Annotated in this window: 15 protein-coding genes and 1 pseudogene; 9 read left to right on the top strand and 7 right to left on the bottom strand. The window is 71.4% G+C overall.

Features of this window, described 5'->3' with window-relative positions; translation table 11 throughout:
- The first annotated feature begins 63 nt into the window (after window positions 1–63).
- Entirely contained in the window at window positions 64–402 is a 339-nt protein-coding gene (locus JYK17_RS05405) for a nuclear transport factor 2 family protein (RefSeq protein ID WP_108012813.1), read from the top strand.
- A 49-nt stretch (window positions 403–451) separates the two neighbouring features.
- Here the strand turns inward: JYK17_RS05405 and JYK17_RS05400 are convergent, their stop codons facing one another.
- Window positions 452–619, bottom strand: coding sequence for a DUF8839 family protein (locus JYK17_RS05400; protein ID WP_234547353.1), 168 nt, complete (start codon window positions 617–619; stop codon window positions 452–454).
- A 243-nt stretch (window positions 620–862) separates the two neighbouring features.
- Here JYK17_RS05400 and JYK17_RS05395 point away from each other — a divergent pair, with 243 nt between their 5' ends.
- The 3 genes from JYK17_RS05395 (at window position 863) to JYK17_RS05385 (ending at window position 5,346) form a co-directional block, all read left to right on the top strand.
- Complete coding sequence (locus JYK17_RS05395; RefSeq protein WP_128804046.1) at window positions 863–2,392, top strand: SDR family oxidoreductase; 1,530 nt, start codon at window positions 863–865, stop codon at window positions 2,390–2,392.
- A gap of 63 nt (window positions 2,393–2,455) precedes the next feature.
- Entirely contained in the window at window positions 2,456–3,829 is a 1,374-nt protein-coding gene (locus JYK17_RS05390) for a cryptochrome/photolyase family protein (RefSeq protein ID WP_222809882.1), read from the top strand.
- An 11-nt stretch (window positions 3,830–3,840) separates the two neighbouring features.
- Window positions 3,841–5,346, top strand: coding sequence for a cryptochrome/photolyase family protein (locus tag JYK17_RS05385; protein ID WP_222809881.1), 1,506 nt, complete (start codon window positions 3,841–3,843; stop codon window positions 5,344–5,346).
- Window positions 5,347–5,387: 41 nt separating this feature from the next.
- Here JYK17_RS05385 and JYK17_RS05380 read toward each other — a convergent pair whose 3' ends face one another.
- The 3 genes and pseudogenes from JYK17_RS05380 to JYK17_RS40420 form a co-directional block, all read right to left on the bottom strand.
- Window positions 5,388–6,647: an NAD(P)/FAD-dependent oxidoreductase gene (locus JYK17_RS05380; RefSeq protein WP_222809880.1), complete on the bottom strand. Its 1,260-nt coding sequence runs from the start codon at window positions 6,645–6,647 to the stop codon at window positions 5,388–5,390.
- A gap of 152 nt (window positions 6,648–6,799) precedes the next feature.
- Window positions 6,800–7,246, bottom strand: a complete 447-nt coding sequence (locus tag JYK17_RS40425) for a cobalamin-dependent protein (RefSeq protein WP_234548543.1) — start codon at window positions 7,244–7,246, stop codon at window positions 6,800–6,802.
- A gap of 91 nt (window positions 7,247–7,337) precedes the next feature.
- Window positions 7,338–7,835: pseudogene (locus tag JYK17_RS40420) on the bottom strand (MerR family transcriptional regulator); the annotation flags it as partial.
- 126 nt (window positions 7,836–7,961) lie between these two features.
- On the opposite strand from JYK17_RS40420, the gene JYK17_RS05370 reads away from it, so the two are divergent.
- From JYK17_RS05370 to JYK17_RS05360, 3 genes are all read left to right on the top strand, one after another.
- Complete coding sequence (locus JYK17_RS05370; protein WP_128804041.1) at window positions 7,962–8,597, top strand: RNA polymerase sigma factor; 636 nt, start codon at window positions 7,962–7,964, stop codon at window positions 8,595–8,597.
- A gap of 117 nt (window positions 8,598–8,714) precedes the next feature.
- On the top strand, window positions 8,715–9,149 hold the full coding sequence (locus JYK17_RS05365) for a hypothetical protein (protein WP_128804040.1): 435 nt from the start codon (window positions 8,715–8,717) through the stop codon (window positions 9,147–9,149).
- Between the two features lie 243 nt (window positions 9,150–9,392).
- Entirely contained in the window at window positions 9,393–9,833 is a 441-nt protein-coding gene (locus JYK17_RS05360) for an SPW repeat protein (protein WP_108012804.1), read from the top strand.
- Between the two features lie 98 nt (window positions 9,834–9,931).
- On the opposite strand, the gene JYK17_RS05355 is transcribed toward JYK17_RS05360, so the two are convergent.
- Together JYK17_RS05355 and JYK17_RS05350 are read right to left on the bottom strand one after the other, a co-directional pair.
- Window positions 9,932–10,078: a hypothetical protein gene (locus tag JYK17_RS05355; protein ID WP_308011644.1), complete on the bottom strand. Its 147-nt coding sequence runs from the start codon at window positions 10,076–10,078 to the stop codon at window positions 9,932–9,934.
- A gap of 93 nt (window positions 10,079–10,171) precedes the next feature.
- Window positions 10,172–11,626: an APC family permease gene (locus tag JYK17_RS05350; protein WP_222809879.1), complete on the bottom strand. Its 1,455-nt coding sequence runs from the start codon at window positions 11,624–11,626 to the stop codon at window positions 10,172–10,174.
- 125 nt (window positions 11,627–11,751) lie between these two features.
- Between JYK17_RS05350 and JYK17_RS05345 the strand changes: the two genes are divergently transcribed.
- Both JYK17_RS05345 and JYK17_RS05340 read left to right on the top strand, forming a co-directional pair.
- Entirely contained in the window at window positions 11,752–12,936 is a 1,185-nt protein-coding gene (locus JYK17_RS05345) for an ROK family transcriptional regulator (RefSeq protein ID WP_222809878.1), read from the top strand.
- A 103-nt stretch (window positions 12,937–13,039) separates the two neighbouring features.
- The gene (locus tag JYK17_RS05340; RefSeq protein WP_108012801.1) at window positions 13,040–15,745 is read left to right on the top strand and encodes a glycoside hydrolase family 2 protein; all 2,706 of its coding nucleotides are present in this window, start codon (window positions 13,040–13,042) and stop codon (window positions 15,743–15,745) included.
- Window positions 15,746–15,782: 37 nt separating this feature from the next.
- Here JYK17_RS05340 and JYK17_RS05335 read toward each other — a convergent pair whose 3' ends face one another.
- Window positions 15,783–17,240, bottom strand: a complete 1,458-nt coding sequence (locus JYK17_RS05335; protein WP_108012800.1) for a M6 family metallopeptidase — start codon at window positions 17,238–17,240, stop codon at window positions 15,783–15,785.
- Window positions 17,241–17,450: the final 210 nt, after the last annotated feature.

The following is a 17,450-nucleotide window of genomic DNA, read 5'->3' as shown; positions in this document are numbered from 1 at the left end:
TGTGCGACATGGAGCGGCCTACGGTGACGGGGCGGGGGCCCGTCGTCCGGCCGAGGAGCCCGAATGAGCGAGAGTCCGACACAGATCGTGGAAGCGGCGTTCCGGCACTACCGGGCCCAGGAGAGGGAGGCGGCCTGGCCGCTCTACGCCGACGACTTCACCTTCACCAGTCCGCAGGACGACCGTATCGACAAGTCGGCCTTCTTCGAGCGATGCTTCCCGACCGCCGGGCGGTTCAAGGAACAGCGGCTGCTGCACGTCGTACCGGCCGACGAGGAACTCGTCCTCGTGTACTACCTGTACGAGCTGACGACGGGCGACCGGCACCGCAACGTCGAGGCGATCACCGTCCGGGACGGACTGATCCGGGAGGTGCAGGTCTTCTTCGGCGGGAAGGTGTGACACACCGCCGAATCGAGCACGGCACCCTCGCCGGGAGCGCCGGCCGCCTTCAGTCGTCGTCGCCCGCCGGGATCACCACGAGGAACGCGTCGGACTGCAGATCCATGACGACCGTCGCGGACTCACCCTCGGCCCGGCACTGAGCCGCGTACTCCTCCGCCGGCCACGATCCGCGCGGAGAACCCGCGGGAAACCGCTCCAACACCTTCTCGCCCATAACGGCCGACACCTCCATGGCTACCTCTGTCCCCGCACGCTCACTGTCGTGCAGCCCGGCTGCCCGCGATCCGCCCCGGCATGTCCTCGCGGCGCCAGGATCGCTTCGGGTACTCGCACCGTGCGGAAGTGCTGATCGACCGGCGCGGGGGTACTCGGCAGGTCACACACCACCCTCATCCGATACGGCGGCGGCTGCCGTGGAAGTGATGCAGAGGGGGCCGACGCGAAGGACCCGGAGCTGATGAACGCTGACGACAACGGTTCGGACCTGCACTGCCTGGTGACCGGCGCGACGGGATACGTCGGCGGCAGGCTGGTGCCGGAGCTGCTCGACGCGGGCCACCGCGTGCGCTGCCTGGCCCGCTCCCCCGGCAAACTGCGCGATCATCCGTGGGCCGGGAAGGCGGAGGTGGTGCAGGGCGACGTCACGGACGCCGACTCCGTCGCCGACGCGATGCGCGGCATCGACGTCGCCTACTACCTGGTCCATGCGCTGGGCTCCGGCGACAGCTTTGAGGAGACCGACCGCGAGGCGGCCCGGATCTTCGGGGAGTCGGCGCGGGCGGCGGGCGTACGGCGGATCGTCTATCTCGGGGGGCTGACGCCGGCGGGCGTGCCGGAGAGCAAGCTGTCGCCGCATCTGCGGTCGCGGTCCGAGGTGGGCCGGATCCTGCTGGACTCGGGCGTGCCCACGACCGTGCTGCGCGCGGCCGTCGTCATCGGCTCGGGCTCCGCCTCCTTCGAGATGCTGCGCTACCTCACCGAACGTCTTCCGGTGATGGTCACCCCCAGCTGGGTGCACACCCGCATCCAGCCCGTGGCCGTGCGGGACGTGCTGCGCTATCTCGTGGAAAGCGCCCGGATGCCGGCCGACGTCAACCGCGGCTTCGACATCGGCGGGCCGGACGTGCTGACGTACCGGGACATGATGCTGCGCTACGCGGCGGTGGCGGGCCTGCCGCGTCGCCTCATCCTCCCCGTGCCGGTGCTGACGCCCGGCCTGTCCAGTCACTGGGTCGGGCTGATCACACCGGTCCCCGCGTCGATCGCCCGGCCGCTGGCGGAGTCGCTGCGCCACGAGGTGGTCTGCGGCGAACACGACATCGCGCGGTACGTGCCCGACTCCGACGGGCATCCGATCCCCTTCGACGAGGCGGTACGGCTGGCCCTGCAGCGCATCCGCGAGGCGAAGGTCACCACCCGCTGGTCGTCGGCCTCGGTGCCCGGCGCGCCCAGCGATCCGCTGCCCACCGACCCCGACTGGGCGGGCGGCAGCCTGTACACCGACGAGCGGGAGCTGCCGGTCGACGCCTCGCGCGAGTCCCTGTGGCGGGTGATCGAGGGGATCGGCGGGGAGAACGGCTGGTACTCCTTCCCGCTCGCCTGGGCGGTCCGGGGCAGGCTGGACCGGCTGGTGGGCGGCGTGGGACTGCGCCGGGGGCGCCGCGACGCCGCGCATCTGCGGGTCGGCGACTCACTGGACTTCTGGCGGGTGGAGGAGATCCAGCCCGGCCGGCTGCTGCGGCTGCGGGCCGAGATGCGGCTGCCGGGGCTCGCCTGGCTGGAGATGTACGCGCAGACCGACGACGACGGCCGCGTCCGCTACCACCAGCGGGCCCTGTTCCACCCGCGCGGCCTCGCGGGCCACGCCTACTGGTGGGGCATCTCCCCCTTCCACGGCGTGGTCTTCGGCGGCATGGCCCGCAACATCGCGCTCGCCGCGGCCCGGACCCCCTCGGCACGGGCCGAGAAACAGGTGGCCGGCGGCTGACGGCCGTATCCGCCGCGCCGCACGCACCCCGGCCGCCCCTTCCTCTCTCCCGGGAGAAGCACCATGAACGTCTCGGTCGTCCTCTTCACCGCCGATCTGCGCCTGCACGACCATCCCCCGCTGCGGGCTGCCGGCGGGGCCGACGAGGTGGTGCCCCTGTTCGTACGCGACCGGGGCGTCACGGACGCCGGTTTCGCCGCGCCCAACCGGCTGGCGTTCCTCGCCGACTGTCTGCACGACCTCGACGCCGGTCTGCGTGAGAGGGGCGGCCGGCTGATCGTGCGCTCCGGGGACGTCGTCGACGAGGTGTGCAAGGTGGTGGCCGAGACGGACGCCGACGAGGTGCACATGGCGGGCGACGTCAGCGCCTACGCGCACCTGCGCGAGCAGCGGCTGCGGCGGGCCCTGGAGTCGCAGGGGCGGCGGCTGCACGTCCACGACACGGTGACCACGGCCGTCACGCCGGGCGAGGTCACCCCGGCGAGTTCGGACCACTTCGCCGTCTTCACCCCCTATTTCCGGCAGTGGTCCCAGGTCCGGCTGCGCGACGTGTTCTCGGCCCCGCGCGCGGTGCGCGTACCCGACGGTGTCGGCTCCGAGAAGCTCCTCTCCCGCTCGGGGCTGACCGGGCTGTCCGAGGGCCTGGCGCGCGGCGGTGAGGCCGAGGGCCGCAAGCGGATGTCCTCCTGGCTGCGGAGCGGGATCGGCGCGTACGACGACCGCCACGACGACCTGGCCGGCGACGCCACCTCCCGTCTCTCGCCGCATCTGCACTTCGGCACGCTCTCCCCCCTCGAACTCGTGCACCGGGCACGGAAGGCGGGCGGCCCCGGCGCCGAGGCCTTCGTACGGCAGATCTCCTGGCGCGACTTCAACCGCCAGGTCCTGGCGGCCCGGCCGGCCGCGTCCACGTCCGACTACCGCACCCAGCACGACCGTTGGCGCTCCGGGCGCGAGGCGCACGAGGACGCCGAGGCCTGGAAGGAGGGCCGCACCGGCTACCCGGTCGTCGACGCGGCGATGCGTCAGCTGCGGCACGAGGGCTGGATGCACAACCGGGGCCGCCTGCTGACGGCGAGCTTTCTCACCAAGACGCTCTACGTCGACTGGCGCGTGGGCGCCCGCCACTTCCTTCAGCTCCTGGTCGACGGCGACATCGCGAACAACCAGATGAACTGGCAGTGGATGGCGGGCACCGGGACCGACAGCCGCCCCAACCGGGTCCTCAACCCCGTCACGCAGGGCAAGCGCTACGACCCCGACGGCGCGTACGTCCGCCGCTGGGTGCCCGAACTCGCGGGAATCGACGGCCCGTTGGTGCACGAGCCGTGGAAGCTTCAGGGCCTGGACCGTGCCGCGCTCGGCGACTACCCGGCCCCGATCATCGAACTCCCCGACGGCCTGGCCCGCTTCAGGCACGCCCGCGGCCGGGACTGAGGAGTCGTCACATGGCCACCCCCCACTGGCTGTTCGGCGACCAGCTCGGCCCGCACTTCCTGGCCGCGGGCGAGGACGGACCCGATCGTGGCGCACCGGTCGTGATGGTCGAGGCCCGTTCGGTCTTCCGCCGTCGGCGCTTCCACCGCGCCAAGGCCCATCTGGTGCTGTCCGCGATGCGGCACCGCGCCGCCGAACTAGGCGACCGGGTGCGGTACGTGCAGGCCGAGACGTACCGCGAGGCGCTCCAAAAGGCGGTCGGCGACGGGCCTTTGACGGTTCATCACCCCACGTCGAGGGCCGCGCTGCGGCTGGTGTCGTCACTCCCCGGTCTCACGGTGCTGCCCGCGCGCGGCTTCCTCGTCCCGCACGAGGACTTCCGCGCCTGGGCGGACGGACACGGCGGGCAGCGGCTGCGCCAGGAGGACTTCTACCGCTGGGTGCGGCGCGGGCACGACCTGCTGATGGACGGCGCTGAGCCCGCGGGCGGCCGCTGGAACCACGACCACGACAACCGTGAACCCCCGCCGAAAGGGGCGAAGAAGCTGGGGGTTCCGGCTCCTTACCGGCCGCGCGAGGACGACGTGGACGAGGAGGTCCGCGATGACCTCGACCGGTGGGAGCGCGACGAGGGCATCCGGTTCTTGGGGCGGGACGGCCCGCGACGCTTCCCCGCCTCGCGCCGGGAGGCGCTGGCCGCGCTCGGCCGGTTCGTGGAACACCGGCTGGCCGCCTTCGGGCCGTACGAGGACGCCATGCTGACCGCCGACCCGGTGATGAGCCACAGCCTGCTGTCCTCCTCGCTCAACCTCGGGCTGCTGGATCCGCTGGAGTGCGTCGAACGTGCCGAGGATGCGTGGCGCACCGGGTCGGCGCCGGTCAGCAGCGTCGAGGGCTTCGTACGGCAGATCGCCGGATGGCGCGAGTACGTATGGCAGCTGTACTGGTACTTCGGCGAGGACTACCGGCACCGCAACGCGCTCCACCATCGCACGCCGCTGCCCCGGTGGTTCCTGGAGCTGGACGCCGACGCGGTCACCGCGCACTGTCTGGCCACGGTCCTGGCGCAGGTGCGCGACACCGGCTGGACCCACCACATCCCACGGCTGATGCTGCTCGGCAGCCACGCCCTGCAGCGGGGCTGGGACCCGGCGGCGGTGACCGACTGGTTCCACCGCTGCTTCGTCGACGGCTACGACTGGGTGATGCTGCCGAACGTGGTCGGCATGTCCCAGTACGCCGACGGCGGGCGCATGACCACCAAGCCGTACACCTCGGGCGGCGCCTACGTGAACCGCATGAGCGATCTGTGCGGCCCGTGCGCCTACCGTCCCACCGAGCGCGTCGGCGACCGGGCCTGTCCGTTCACGGCGGGCTACTGGGCCTTCCTGCACCGCCACCGTGCCCGCCTGGAGGGCAATCCACGAATGACGCAGGCGGTACGCGGCCTGGACCGCCTCTCCGACCTGGACGAACTGCTGCGCGAGCAGGGACGACGAGGGGACGACCCTCCATGACGGGTGGCGGCCTTCCGTGACGAGCTTGCCCTCCGGGCCCGTCACCTCCCCGCCGGCCGCGCGCGGTGCAGGTCCCGCAGCACCTCGCGGGCGGCGCGCGCTCCTGATGCCAGGGCGCCCTGTACCGACCCGGTGGCGCGGTGGTCGCCGCACACGTAGCGGCCTCGTGCCATGCGGGTGGTTCGGCTGAGCGGCAGTGGGGGCGGCATGGCGGGCAGCGCGTCCGGGACGGTGCGGGTGGTGAGCAGGTCCCAGCCGGCGGTGTCCGTGCCGTACGCCTCCGCCACCGCCTCGCGCACGGCCCCCTCGCGCTGCTCGCCGTCGGTACCGAGCACCGAGGTCGCGACGAGCGCCGAGCCGCGCGGGGCGAGTTGAGGGACCACGTCGCTGAGGACGCAGGTGTTGAGGAAGCGGCGGCGCTCGTCGACGAGGAGGGTCGGCTCGCCCAGCGGGGAGCGCGGGGCGACGTGGTAGTACGTCGTCACCGTCCGGTAGGCGGGCAGTTCGAGTCCGGGCAGCAGACCGGGGGCCGGGCCCGGGCCGGTGGCCACCACCACGGTGCGTGCGGGCAGTTCGGTGCCGTCGGCTGTGACGGCGCCGTCGTCGGTCAGTGCGGTCACGGGGGTCTCGAAGCGTACGGCCCCGGTGGGCAGTGGGGCCGCGAGCGCGGCGGGCACCGCGCCGATGCCCGCGGTCGGCAGGCACAGGGTGCCGCGCAGCATGCTGCGCCAGACGAGGTGGAAGAAGCGGCTGGACGTCTCCAGTCCGTCCTCCAGGAACACGCCCGACAGGAACGGCCGGAAGAACCGCTCGACGAAGCCCTCGGAGAACCCGGCGTCCGCGAGCGCGGTGCGCGTGGTGCGGTCCTGCGACCGTTTCACCAGGCGCACGGGGGCGAGCATGTCCCGGGCCGAGAGCAGACCCAGCGCCGCGAGATCCCGCGGCCCGGCGAGCCGCCCCGGCAGCAGGTCGGGCAGACTGCGCGGACGCCGCGTGGGATCGCTGAAGCGGACCCTGCCCTCCTCGGTGTGCACGAGGAAACCCGGCGTGAAGGCCCGCAGGCCCAGGCGGCGCAGCAGCAGGCGCCGCCGGACCTGGGGATACGACGTGTTGAAGACCTGGAAGCCGCGGTCGACGACAAACTCCCCGACCCGGTCGGAGCGCATCCGTCCGCCGACCGCGTCGGATGCCTCGACGACCTGGACGTCGAGGCCCGCCGCGAGAAGGTCGTGCGCGCAGGCGAGGCCGGCGGCACCTGCTCCGATCACCAGAGCGTCGGGAGTGTGGGCGGGCGCGGACATGGGAGCCCCTCGGGTCTCGGGCCGCCCGGCGGCGTGCGGGGCGGCGGTGTGTGGGGTACTTCCCGTGCGGCGCGCCGTTCGGATGCGCCGCACCGCACCGCGTCCACCCACCGGGCGAACCATCAGGGCCGTTCGCCGGACGCCTCCTTCTCCTACGGCTGCTCCCGGCGCGCCTTGTTCGCGTGCCCCTCGGTCGCGTACGCCTCCGTCCCGTACGGGCCGGACAGAAGGTCGACGGCATCCTTGAGGGTCGGCGGCCGGTGCATCCCGCGGGCGTGCGGGCCGGACCAGCCGGGCCCGCCCAGGACGACCATGGGGCGGCCGCGCGCGCCCTTCACTCCCCACTGGGTGCCGGCCACGTGCCGGGCCAGCGGCAGGCTCGCCGTGGAGCGTGCCTGCGCCCACAGCACCACGGCGGACGGCCCGAGCCGCTGCACCGCCGTGCCGAGCGCCTCCGCGGGTACGGCGGCTCCGAACATCCGCGTGGGCAGGCGCAGTTCGCCCAGGACGGCGTTGAGGGCCTCGATCGGCAGCGTGTGCTGCTCCCCCGGAACGCAGGCCAGGACGACCGGCCCGGTGGCCGACGCGTCGGCCGCCACAGAGGGGGGGCGGGGTGCTGCGCCGCAGGGTGGTGGACACGTGCCAGGACAGCAGATGCTCAACCTCGACGTAACGGTCGCCGGACGAGGCCCATTTGCGGCCCACCGCGTGCAGGGTCGGCACCATCACCTCCTGCCAGGCGACGGCGACGCCGTACTGCCGTACGGCGGCGGCCAGTTGCTCCTCGACGGCCGGGGCGTCCATCCGCACGGCGGCGCGGGCCAGCCCCCGGCACTCCTGGCGCACATCGCCGAGCGGCAGTGTGCCGGACGCCTTCGAACGGTCCCGCGCCGGCGGCTCCACGGGAGGGCTCTGTGCGGGGAACACACCGGCCGACTCCTTGGCGGCGCGGGCCGCCTCCGCGGGCGGCACCCCCGACGAGGTCAGCCGGCACATCGCCTCCAGCACCGCCACGTCCTGCGGGGTCCAGCGGCGGTGGCGTCCGTCGGCGCGGACGGCGGGCCCGATGCCGTAGCGGCGGTCCCAGGAACGCAGCGTGGTGGGCGACACCCCGAGTCGTCGGGCGAGGGCTCCGGTGGTCAGGGGCACGCCCGGCGCGGAGTCTCCGGAATCGGACGAGCGGCTCATGAAGGGACTATACGACGCAGAAACAATGCAAGTTGATGACCTTTCATCCCGGCTCGGACGATGAGCGCACCGGTCACCGGGCGCGGGAGCCCGGCGCCGACGCCGTCGACGTGAGGAGCCGTCGTCATGAGCCCGCAGCGCAGTGCCGTCGCCCCGACCCCCGTGGTGTCAGGACCGGAACCGGCGCCCCGGTCACCCGTGTCGGCTCCGGTGGAGGCGTCGCTCGCCGACGAGGATCTCGCCCGGGGCCTCGCCGCAGGTGACGAGGGCTGCCTGGAGGCGGCGTACCACCGCTGGTCGGCCCTGGTGTACACGCTGGCCCGGCGCTCCCTGGGCGACGCCAGGGAGGCGGAGGACGTCACCCAGCAGGTGTTCATCGGAGTGTGGCGCGGGCGCGGGGGCTTTCGTCCCGAGCGCGGCACGCTGGGCGGCTGGATCGTCGGCATCACCAGGCGCAAGATCGCAGACGCGCTGTCCGCCCGCACCCGCCGGCTGGCCCTGGTGGTCTCCGCCGCATCCTCGCTGATCCTGTCCGACCCCGTCGTACGGCAGCCCGACACGGCGCTCGACCGCGTCCTCGTCCTGCACGAACTGGCCAAACTTCCCTCCGCCCAGCAGCGGGTGCTGCGGCTGGCCTTCTACGAGGACCTCACGCAGACCCAGATCGCGGAACTCACCGGCTGGCCGCTCGGCACGGTCAAGAGCCACGCCCGCCGCGGCCTGCACCAGTTGCGGCGCTGCCTCCAGCAGGAGTGCGTCTGAGACCCCGTCCACCTCATTCGCACCTCTTTTCGATGCAGAAACAGTGCGCTCACGGGGCACGCGAGGGAGGGCACTCGAGCTACCGAGCTACCGAGCTACGGCAGGGGAAGGTGGCGGATGTCAGGCCCGTACGAGAACGGTCATGTCCATCCGGACGTCCTCGCGGCGATCGCGCTCGACGGCAACCGGCTGCACCCGTCCGGGGAGATCGTCGCGGCCGAGGAGCACGTGGTCGCGTGCGTCCAGTGCAGTACGGCGCTGGCCGCACTGCTGCGGGCCGTGGCGGCCGGCCGCTGGGCGCGACCGGCCGACGCGACGACCGAGCCTCCCGCCCGGGCATGGACGGCCGTCGTCGAACAACTGCGTGAGCAGGGTGGTTTCGCCCAGAACCCCGCCGAAGGACGCGCATCCGCCGTCCCGATCGTCGTAGGTCTCCTCGCGGCGGCCGCCGGGGTCCTGGTGCTCGCCCGTCTGTACCGGAGATTTCCGCGCCGTGGTGCATCCGCCGCGCCGTCCGCGCAGGAAGTGCCGGTGAGTCGGGGAGCCGACTGAAGGACCCCACCGGTCGGGACCCCTCTCTCCCCGACGGCCTCCGGGGAGCGTCGGCGCTCCCCGGGGGCGCCGGTGGGTCGGCGGCGGAGAGCAGTCGGCGCCGACCCCTGTCGCCCGGGCTCGGCACGTCTTTGGCCTCTACACATAAAGACGAAATAAGAGCACAATGCTGGTTAGCGGCGCTTCACCGCACACCGCACTGCACCGCACGCGGTCGGGCCTGCTACAAGAAGGAGACGAGTCATGGCCGATGTCTCGCACACCAGTGGTGACATCACGAGTCACCCTGATGTTTCCGAAATGCGGGCGCGCTACGCCCGTATGCTCGGCGGTCGGGACGTGGCGCTCATGGACGGGCCGGTGTTCCTGCTCGGCCTGTACTGCGCGGCGTCCCCCTGGATACTCCACTACACGACGAGCCAGCCCCCGCTCGTGACCCACAACCTGATCGTGGGCATCGCGATCGGCCTGCTGGCGCTCGGGTTCACCCGGGCCCCGGAACGCATGTACGGCCTCAGCTGGGCGTTCTGCGCGGTGGGGATCTGGATGATCATCGCGCCCTGGGTGGTCGGCACCAGCCCGGACACCGGTGTCGTGCTGAACAACGTCATCATCGGTGCCCTGGGTGTGATCCTCGGGCTGATGTGCGCCGTCACGGCGGCGAGGAGCACCCGCACGCCGTAGGGAGCAGTTCGGGAAAGGACGACGGAAGGGCCGGTCCGCGCACAGGGCGGACCGGCCCTTCTCCCCTGCCCCGGCCTCGGTCCTCACCGTCCCGGGCGTCAGTGACCGGGCATGGCCCACGGGTCCTGCGGCAGCGGACTGCCCGTCTCCAGAAGGGACTTGAGGTTCGACAGCACGACCGGCCGGCCGCCGGAGACATCAGCGAACTCGCCCTCGACCGGTCCCGGGAGGGGACTTTCGGGCATGCGAAAAGCCTCCCCGGGCGGACAACTGTCCGGCCGGGGAGGCTTCATGGATGACGGGACTCTAGCGCAGGCGTGGCATGGGTGGCCGCGGTTTCACGTGCTCGCCGGTGACGCGTCCGGCTCCGCGGGGGTCAGGAACTCCTCCGCGATCTCCTTCTCGCCGAACGGCCAGACCTTCTCGAACCGCGCCCAGAGCACGAACGCCACGCAGCCCAGGGCGAGCCAGGCCAGCGACCACTCGATGGGATGGCGGCCGGGCGAGTTCTTGTCCGCGTAGCCGTAGATCACGCACCAGCCGACGAAGGCGAGGATGCTCGGCACCGGGTAGAGCCACATGCGGTACGGCCGCCGCAGCGTCGGCTGGCGTTTGCGCAGCACCGTCAGGGCGATGATCTGGGCGAGCGCCTGGACGATCACCATCACCGTCGTCAGCAGCTGGATCAGCGTCGCCAGATCCGTGTGCCGGCCGATCAGGAACCCCACGGCCGTGATCACGCCCATCGTCGCGAGGCCCAGCATCGGGAAGCGGTGCTTGGGGTGCAGCTTGGCGTAGGGCCGGAAGAAGACCCGCTCGCGGGCCGCGTCGTAGGGCACGCGCGAGCCGCCCAGCAGACCGGTGAAGACCGAGGCGAAGGCCGTGATCAGGATGAGGACGGTCACCGTGTCGGCGGCGCCCTTGCCCCAGGTCTCCTCCAGCACCGCCGAGGCCACCGAGGTGGACGCGATGTCCTTCGCGTCGGACATGCGATGCCAGTCGATCACGCCGAGCGTGCCGATCTGCAGCAGCAGGTAGATCGCCATGATGCCGAGGATGGAGAAGACGATCGAGCGCGGCAGCACCCGTCCGGGGTCCTTGATCTCGGCGCCCATGTAGGCGGTCGTGTTGTAGCCGAGGTAGTCGTAGATGCCGATGGTCAGGCCGCCCGCGAAGCCGATCCAGAAGTGGTTGCTGGTCAGGTCGAAGGCGTGCGCCGGGTAGGTGAAGGCGAGGTGCGCGCTGAAGTCCGTCGCCGCGGCCACGATGACCAGCAGGACGGAGGTGATCATGATCGCCCACAGCACGGCGGTGAGCCGGGCGATGTGCTCGATGCCCCGCCACAGCAGCAGGACGACCAGCACGATGACGCCGAGGCCGATCAGGTCGCCGGACGTCTGGCCCAGGTCGGGGGCGAGATAGCCGAGGTACTGGACGAAGCCGACCACGCCGGTCGACATGATCAGCGGGATGAACAGCATCGCCGTCCAGACGAACAGGAACGGCATGAGCCGGCCCGTGCGGTACTGGAAGGCCTGGCGCAGATAGACGTAGCTGCCGCCGGAGCCGGGCATCGCCGCGCCCATCTCGGCCCACACCAGTCCGTCGCAGAGCGCGAGCACCGCGCCCGCGACGAAGCCGATGACCGCCTGGGGGCCGCCGAACGCGGCGACCATCAGCGGGATGGTGACGAACGGCCCGATGCCGCACATCTGGCTCATGTTGATGGTGGTGGCCTGGAACAGGCCGACGCGACGGACGAAGCCACCGGTGGGTGGCGGACTACCGGACATGGGGTCTCCTGAAGCACCGGGCGCTGGGCTGCCCATGGCTGGCCCGGCAAGGCTGTTGGCCGATAAAGTTAAGGAGCCTTACTAGATGCGTCAAGAGGTCCCAGCGGATACGTGAGAATGGTGCGATGCCAGCCATTGATGCCGTAGACCAGCAGGCACAGCCCTGGAACCGCAGACGGCTGCGCAGCACCAACGAGCGTCTGCTCCTCGACCGACTACGCAGCGGCGGCGCCGCGTCGCGTGCCCAACTGGCCCGTGAGACCGGGCTGTCCAAGCCCACGGTCTCCAGCGCGCTCGCCGCACTGGAGAAGGCCGGACTGGTCCGCGAGGCCGGCACACTGGCCCCCGAGCGCGGTCGCACCGCCGTCCTGTACGCGCCGGACCCGGCGGCCGGTCATGTCCTCGGCATCGACGTCGGCCGCGGCTGGCTGCGGGTCGCCGTGGCCGATCTGGACGGCTCCGTGGTCGCCCGCTCCGAGGTGCGCAACCGCGCGCGCAGTTCGGGCGCGATGGCGGAGCTGGTGGTGTCCACCGCCCGCCAGGTGGTCGACGGCTCGGGCGTGGCGCCCGACGAGGTGGTGCACGCGGTGGTGGGCACGCCCGGTGTCTACGACGAGAGGCGGCGCCGGGTGCGCTACGCGATGCACCTGCCGGGCTGGGGCCGGGCCGGGCTCTTCGACCGGATGCGCGAGGAGCTGGGCGTACCGCTGGAGGTGCACAACGACGCCAATCTGGCGGCCCTGGGTGAGTACACCTACGGCGTCGGCGCGGGCAGCAGGCTGTTCGCGTACATCCTGATCGGCACTGGTCTCGGCATGGGCGTGGTCAGCGAGGGGCGGCTGTTCACCGGCGCGCACGGGCTGGCCGGGGAGATCGGGTTCCTGCCCTGGCCGGGGCAGCAGAAGCCCGACCGGCTGGAGGACGCCGTGTCGGGGGTGGCGGTCGTGGAGGCGGCACGCAGGTTCGGCATGGGCGGGCAGCTCACCGCGAAGGACGTGTTCGACGCGGCCCGGCAGGGCAATGACGCCGCGGTCCGGGCGGTCCGGCTGGAGGGCGAGCGCATCGCTCATACGGTGGCCGCGGCCGCGGCCGTGCTCGACCCGGATCTGGTGGTCCTCGGCGGCGGCGTGGGCCACAGCGTGGATCTGCTGCTCGACCCGGTGCGCGAAAACCTCAAGGCGCTCACACCGCTGCGGCCGAAGGTCGCGCCCAGTCGGCTCGGCGAGGACGCGGTGCTGCTGGGCGCCGTGGCCACCGCGCTCGGGACCGCACGGGACGTGGTGTTCGAGCGCCGCTCGGCCGAGTCCTGATCAAGTCCCGGCCCGGCCGGGGTGATTGACACCTTTACCTCGGCACCCTAGCGTGACCGAGAATTAGTAAAGTTTCCTAACTTTACGAAGGGGCTGGACCTCCGTGATCAGACACCGTCTCACCACGGCCGCCGTGGTCCTGGGTCTCCTGGGTTCGCTGACGGCCGGCGCTTGGGCCGAGCCCGACGGCCACCGATCCACCGCCCCGCCGGGCGGACGCACCAAGGTCTCGTCCGCGCCCGGCAGTTCGACCGCGCTCGCCGGCTATTCCGTGCAGTCGACGGCCAAGGTCTCCGACCCGGCTGCGGACGTCTCCTCCCCCGGCTACCCGGCCTCCGGCTGGTATCAGGCGGGCCCCCGCTCCACCGTCCTCGCCGCCCTGCTGGCCGACGGCGTGTACGCCGACCCGTTCCGCTCGACGAACCAGCGGAAGATCCCGAAGGCCGACTTCCAGGTGCCCTGGTGGTACCGCTCGGACTTCACGGTCGCCGACACCTCCGAGCGCACCTACCTTGACTTCAGCGGTGTGATCTCGGCGGCCGACGTCTATGTCAACGGTAAGCGGATCGCCACCGCGCAGGACGTCACCGGCGCCTACACCCACCACGAGCTGGACGTGACCTCGCTGGTCCGCTCCGGCACCAACACCGTCGCCTTCCGCATCCAGCCCAACGATCCGAACAAGAACCTCACCATGGGCTGGATCGACTGGCTCCGGCCGCCGCCCGACGAGAACATGGGCATCGTCCGCGACGTCCTCGTCCGCCGCGGCGGCCCCGTCGCCCTGCGGGACGCGCACGTCGTGACGAAGCTCGACGTGCCCTCGCTCGCCTCGGCGGATCTGACGGTGAAGGCGAAGGCCCGCAACGAGACCGGCGCACCGGTGACGACCACGGTCTCCGGCCGCATCGGCCCGACGACGTTCGCGAAGACCGTGACGCTGGCCGCGCACGAGACGAGGCCCGTCTCCTTCACCCCGTCCGACGTGCCCGGTCTCCATCTCACCTCGCCGAAGGTGTGGTGGCCGGCCGGGATGGGCGGGCAGCCCCTGTACGGCCTGCGGCTCACCGCGTCCGTCACCGGCACCGTCTCGGACATCGCGCACGAGACCTTCGGCATCCGCGACGTCCGGGCGCCGCTCGACTCCGACGGGGCGCGCCAGTACCGCATCAACGGCCGCAAGTTGCTGATCAAGGGCGGCGGCTGGTCGCCGGACGAGTTCCTGCGCTGGGACCGGACGTACGTCGAGGACCGGCTGAAGTACGCAGTCGACATCGGCCTGAACACCATCCGCCTCGAAGGCCACCTGGAACCGGACGAGTTCTTCGACCTCGCCGACCGCTACGGCATCCTCACGCTGCCGGGCTGGGAGTGCTGCGACAAGTGGGAGGGCCAGGTCAACGGCGACGAGTCCGGCGAGAAGTGGACCGCCGCCGACTACCCGGTGGCCAAGGCGTCGATGGCCGCAGAGGCCGCCCGGCTGCGCGACCACCCGAGCGTGATCTCGTTCCTCATCGGCAGCGACTTCGCGCCCGACGCCACCATCGAGAAGAACTATCTCGACGCACTGAAGGCAGCCGACTGGCCGACCCCGGTCGTCGCCGCCGCCTCCGACAACTCCTCGCCCCAGTCAGGCAGTTCGGGCATGAAGATGACGGGCCCCTACGAGTGGGTCCCGCCCGGCTACTGGTACGCCAAGCGTGAGGGCGGTGCCACGGGCTTCAACTCCGAGACCAGCGCGGGCCCCGACATCCCCACCCTCGACACCCTGCGGCGCATGATGACCCCGGCCGAACTCGACACCCTCTGGAAGGACCCCGACGCCAAGCAGTACCACCGCTCACCGTCGTCGACCTTCGGCACGCTCAAGATCTACGACAACGCCCTCACCGGCCGCTACGGCGCCCCGACGAGCCTGACCGACTACGTCCGCAAGGCGCAGCTCGCGCAGTACGAGAACGTGCGCGCCCAGTTCGAGGCGTACGGGCGCAACACCACCGACGCCTCGAAGCCCTCGACCGGTGTCGTCTACTGGATGTTCAACAGTGGCTGGACCTCCCTGCACTGGCAGCTGATGGACCGTTATCTCGACCAGGGCGGCGCGTACTTCGGCGCGAAGAAGGCGAACGAGCCACTGCATGTGCAGTACTCGTACGACGACCGCTCCGTGGTCGTGACCGACAACCGGCACGCGGCCGTCTCCGGACTCACCGCCCGGGCCACGGTGTTCACCACCGACGGCACCCGCAAGTACGACAAGGTCGTCACCGGGGTGAGGGTCGAGGGCGACGGCGCCCACACCACCGCCCTGACGCTGCCCGCCTCGATCAGCGGTGTGTCGAAGACCTATCTGGTGCGGCTGACGCTGACGGACGCCGCGGGCAGGGAGATCGACCGGAACGTCTACTGGCTGTCCACCGAGCCGGACACGCTCGACTGGGCGAACACCGACTGGTACTACACGCCGACGACGAGCTACGCCGATCTGACGGGGCTGAGTTCGATGGCGCAGGTACCGGTCTCGGCGACGGCGTCGACCTCGACGTCCGGTGGCACGGCGACCACCACGGTGACCCTCCGCAACACCGGGCGCGGGAAGACGCCCGCGCTGTTCACGGACGTGCACCTCGTGGACGCAAAGGACCGGCCCGTGCTGCCGGTGCGGTGGTCGGACAACGAGGTGAGCCTGTGGCCGGGTGAGTCGGTCACCCTGACCGCCACCTACCGCACGGCGGATCTGCACGGCTCGGCGCCGCGGGTGCGGGTGTCCGGCTGGAACACGCCCGAGCGGACGGTGCCCGGCGAATGACGCTGTGGGGCCCGGCGCGGGCCGGGCCCCACAGGTGTCAGGCGACGTCGAGTGCCGTGTCGTCGACGACGAACGACGTCTGCAGTGTGGAGCCTTCGGTGCCGGTGAACTTCAGGGTCACTGTCTGGCCGGCGTAGCCCGCCAGACTGAAGCTGCGCTTGGTGTAGCCGCTCGTGGCATTGAGGTTGGAGTAGGTGGCCAGGGTGCCCAGGACGGTCCCGGAGCCGTTGAGCACCTGGACCTTGAGGGTGTCGTAGGCCGTGCTGGTGGTGGTCTCCGCCGTGTCGATGTGCAGATAGAAGCTCAGCGCGGCGGTGGTGCAGCCGGAGGGGATGGTCACGGACTGGGAGAGCGTGTCGGTGGTGGCCTGCCCGTAGCCGTCCAGCCAGGCGTAGTACGAGCCCGAACGGGCCGATTCGTCGCCGGAGTTGGTGATCACACCGCTGGAGGCGCTCCAGGTGGTGCTGCCCGACTCGAAGCCGTTGTTGCCGAGCAGCTGGCCGGCCGTGCAGGTGTCCGAGCCGCCGCCCCCGTCCCCGCCTCCGCCTCCGCTGGTGCCGTCACCGGCGAGCCAGGCGGTGGCGTTGAGGGCGAGCGCGGCGTTGGTGGCGCCGGTGTCGTTCCAGCCGTCGTAGAGCGTGTTGCCGGACTGGCCCGTGCCGTCGTCGATCGGCGAGCTGTCGCCCCAGAAGGCGACGCGGCCGCTGCCGAAGGTGCTGGTGGCGAAGAAGGCGCCGGTGTTCCCGGAGTAACCGCTGCGGTACACCAGGCCCTTGACGGACGAGTTGTCGGAGGGCTTGAGCGTGGCCGTCGTGCCGTCGGCGATCAGGCTCTTGGTGACGGTCCCGAAGGAGCCGTGCAGAACCGGGTTGCTGCTGTCGCTGATCGCGGCCGGGTAGCCGGAGTTGACGTCCAGGGTGTCGATGGAGAAGCCGAACGGGTCGGTGGAGTCGACGCTGTTGTTGGTCATCAGGTCGTTGAGGATCTCGACCGCGTCCTCGCCGTCGTTGTTGCGGTCGGCGCCGGTGTGGTCGGAGATCATGAAGAGGCCGCCGCCGTTCTTCACGAAGTTCATGATCGCCGTCTTCTCGGCGGTGGTGAAGAGGGTGTTGGGCTCGGGCAGCACCAGGGTGTCGAAGTTGGACAGGTCGGTCGAGGACGAACCGCCGTACGTGAGGGCGCCGGTGGACGTCTTGAGGCTGTAGTCGCCCGTCTTCTGCAGGGCGACGCCCCAGGAGGAGAGCGCACCGGTCCAGTCCGTCTCCGAGGACGGCGAGGAGTCCTGGCCCAGCGGGTCGGGCTTGCTGGTCGAGACGATCCAGTCCGCGTTGCCGGCCTCCTCGGCGTGACCGTCGTCGAACAGGACGCGGTGCGTGGTGGCCGCGTGGGCGGGCGTCGCGGTGACGCCTGCCTGGGCGGCGGCAGCCGCGGCGAGCAGGCCGAACGCGGCGAGAGCGGTGGGGAGTCTGTGGCGCGATGGGGTGGGTCCGGGCATCCGGCGTACCTCCGTGTGGGGTGGGGGAAGTGCGGGGGGCAGTGCGGTGGGGGGCCGGACCTACACGCGTAGAAACAAGGCGTCTGCGCGCGTAGAAGCTCAGCCGTACGACTGCCGTGCGGCGGAACGGTTGAACGGTACATGGCAGGGACAGGTGTGAACAGGCGTCATGGGGCGCACAGGGCCGGAGATTGACCCGCCGTTGACCCC

The sequence above is a fragment of the Streptomyces plumbidurans genome, from assembly GCF_019857225.1.
Taxonomy (GTDB): domain Bacteria; phylum Actinomycetota; class Actinomycetes; order Streptomycetales; family Streptomycetaceae; genus Streptomyces; species Streptomyces plumbidurans.
Note: the sequence above shows the minus strand (reverse complement) of the source record. Positions and strands in the feature narration are given on the sequence as shown.

Coding starts and splice junctions, on each gene's coding strand:
- JYK17_RS05365 (WP_128804040.1), top strand. CDS start 8,715: ATGTCAGGCCCGTACGAGAACGGTCATGTCCATCCGGACGTCCTCGCG.
- JYK17_RS05390 (WP_222809882.1), top strand. CDS start 2,456: ATGAACGTCTCGGTCGTCCTCTTCACCGCCGATCTGCGCCTGCACGAC.
- JYK17_RS05400 (WP_234547353.1), bottom strand. CDS start 619: ATGGGCGAGAAGGTGTTGGAGCGGTTTCCCGCGGGTTCTCCGCGCGGA.
- JYK17_RS05395 (WP_128804046.1), top strand. CDS start 863: ATGAACGCTGACGACAACGGTTCGGACCTGCACTGCCTGGTGACCGGC.
- JYK17_RS05370 (WP_128804041.1), top strand. CDS start 7,962: ATGAGCCCGCAGCGCAGTGCCGTCGCCCCGACCCCCGTGGTGTCAGGA.
- JYK17_RS05385 (WP_222809881.1), top strand. CDS start 3,841: ATGGCCACCCCCCACTGGCTGTTCGGCGACCAGCTCGGCCCGCACTTC.
- JYK17_RS05360 (WP_108012804.1), top strand. CDS start 9,393: ATGGCCGATGTCTCGCACACCAGTGGTGACATCACGAGTCACCCTGAT.
- JYK17_RS05405 (WP_108012813.1), top strand. CDS start 64: ATGAGCGAGAGTCCGACACAGATCGTGGAAGCGGCGTTCCGGCACTAC.
- JYK17_RS05380 (WP_222809880.1), bottom strand. CDS start 6,647: ATGTCCGCGCCCGCCCACACTCCCGACGCTCTGGTGATCGGAGCAGGT.
- JYK17_RS05355 (WP_308011644.1), bottom strand. CDS start 10,078: ATGCCCGAAAGTCCCCTCCCGGGACCGGTCGAGGGCGAGTTCGCTGAT.
- JYK17_RS05335 (WP_108012800.1), bottom strand. CDS start 17,240: ATGCCCGGACCCACCCCATCGCGCCACAGACTCCCCACCGCTCTCGCC.
- JYK17_RS05350 (WP_222809879.1), bottom strand. CDS start 11,626: ATGTCCGGTAGTCCGCCACCCACCGGTGGCTTCGTCCGTCGCGTCGGC.
- JYK17_RS05345 (WP_222809878.1), top strand. CDS start 11,752: ATGCCAGCCATTGATGCCGTAGACCAGCAGGCACAGCCCTGGAACCGC.